The 1,838-nt window shown below is 43.4% G+C and carries 4 protein-coding genes; 2 read left to right on the top strand and 2 right to left on the bottom strand.

Features of this window, described 5'->3' with window-relative positions; all coding sequences use genetic code 11:
- Positions 1 to 100 precede the first annotated feature (100 nt).
- Positions 101 to 322 carry a hypothetical protein gene (locus RMO27_RS21175; RefSeq protein ID WP_309736316.1) on the bottom strand — a complete coding sequence of 74 codons (222 nt, stop codon included), beginning with the start codon at positions 320 to 322 and terminating at the stop codon, positions 101 to 103.
- A gap of 118 nt (positions 323 to 440) precedes the next feature.
- Positions 441 to 932 (bottom strand): hypothetical protein, encoded by a 492-nt coding sequence (locus tag RMO27_RS21170; protein ID WP_309736314.1) that lies wholly within the window; start codon positions 930 to 932, stop codon positions 441 to 443.
- Between the two features lie 15 nt (positions 933 to 947).
- On the opposite strand from RMO27_RS21170, the gene RMO27_RS21165 reads away from it, so the two are divergent.
- Positions 948 to 1,721, top strand: a complete 774-nt coding sequence (locus tag RMO27_RS21165) for a GTP-binding protein (RefSeq protein WP_309736311.1) — start codon at positions 948 to 950, stop codon at positions 1,719 to 1,721.
- A partial coding sequence (locus RMO27_RS21160; RefSeq protein WP_309736318.1) for a metallophosphoesterase family protein occupies positions 1,718 to 1,838 on the top strand: 121 nt, incomplete at its 3' end. The genes RMO27_RS21165 and RMO27_RS21160, both read left to right, overlap by 4 nt.

The following is a 1,838-nucleotide window of genomic DNA, read 5'->3' as shown; positions in this document are numbered from 1 at the left end:
CTAACGTATTTGAATAGCTGTCCACAACTGGATTAGGCAGATTTAGCAAAGTATCTAGGTGAAAATCCATATTTGGAAATAGGATAAAATTCCGCTATCGCTACATTTTACCCCATTTTCCCCATATTAGCGGGAGAGCCGATGAATCTTCAATCGATCGAGGAATATTAACTCGATTCTGTGGTAAAGACGCGCCATCATCAACCTGGCGATTCTTATCACCAAAGCTTTGCAGTGGCATCGCTTGACTGGGATCTGTAAATAGCGTAGTCGCTAAGATCGAGCCAGCACAAGCAAGTATTGTTAACTTATTTTTATCCATGATCGGCGACCGAGATGAGTGGATGACTTTATCATATCCGACCAAAACTCAAATTTAATTTAGACTAAGTTGCTTCGATCAAACCACTATCCCTATCGCCAATAGTTGCCTTTGTTATCTAGACAGCAAGTTCACCAGCGCGAACTGATTGACGGATGCTGGTGATACAATTTGCACAGCCACAGCCAAAGCGACTGATTGCAGCTTGCTGTAGTCGTCTTTCATAACTTCCACGAGTTGGCAGCTCTTCGGTGTGAGTTGGTAGTGCCGTCTTGCTGCGGTGCATGGGAGCCGCTGCAAGCTGTGGGACACGCTCATTAAATTTGGGAGCTGGTTTAGCATCACTGGGGCTACCAAATAGAGTAATGGCGAGGATAGAGCCGGAGCAAGCTAATAATGTTAATTTGTTGTCGTTGGCGTAGCCTCTCGGTACGAGAATCATGATTTGATGTTCCTGATAAAGTATCGAGTTTTGGCAAGTGCGGTTTTGGCGTTTTTCCAAGAGTCTCCTTTGGAGAGGCTTCGCCAACGCACTTTCCGCTCTGAATCTATAGTTTTCATGAATTTGATAATCGTTATCATTCTCGTGATATGCTAGTGATGTTTCCATCTATACTCACAGTTTATGGCTCGGCATCCCATCTATCTAGTGACAGGGCCATGCGGTTCTGGCAAAACTACCTGGATTCACCAACAACTCATCACCAGCACCGAGCCTAGTGGTTATCTCTGTTTAGGTGCAGATGCTACTCCGATCGATCTGACCTACATTACCGCCACTTGCCCCCAGGTAAAACCGATCTCTACGGGCGCATCTTGGACACAACTCGTCGAGATTCAACCGCTGTATATAGAGATTGCACCACAACTAGATCTAGCTTCTCTACAATTGCCTGTAGATCTCGAATCTTGTGAACGAATCGCAATTGTGCCTAAAGGTTTAATCGAGAGTGAATATCACAATTGGGCGACTAAAACATTGATTAGTGAAGTTACTGAAAAGAATGCAACTCTAACTGCTTCCCCACGCTGGAGATTGACTGGAGAAGTTCTAGATCCAGCTAGCTTGAATGTATTTTGGGACGAATTAATTCAGGGAGCTTACGGGAGTGTTGCTCGTGCTAAAGGGATTTTTGAGATTGTCGATGGTCGATCATTTTATTTTAGTTTTGGAGTAGGTTATCCCAATGTAACTTATTTTGAATTGCCATTACTGCCAGGATCGAACGGGCGACCGACACGTTTTAGTGGACTGGAAGTTGTGGGGGACAAATTGCAAGCTCAAGTAATTATGGAAACCTTACAAGACTGCGGATTAGATGATAATGCCCTGGCTTATTATCAAGAGCAAATTAAATCCCAAATATCAGCAGAATCACCAGAGGAAGTATTAGTATGAAAATAGCAGTGATGTCTTGTATTCATGGCAACTATGAAGCCTTGAATGCGGTATTGTCAGATATCGATAACCAAAAAGCCGATAAAATCTTTTGTTTGGGCGATTTAGTTGGTTATG

It is taken from the genome of Chamaesiphon sp. OTE_75_metabat_556, assembly GCF_031378165.1.
Classification (GTDB): Bacteria; Cyanobacteriota; Cyanobacteriia; order Cyanobacteriales; family Chamaesiphonaceae; genus Chamaesiphon.
Note: the sequence above shows the minus strand (reverse complement) of the source record. Positions and strands in the feature narration are given on the sequence as shown.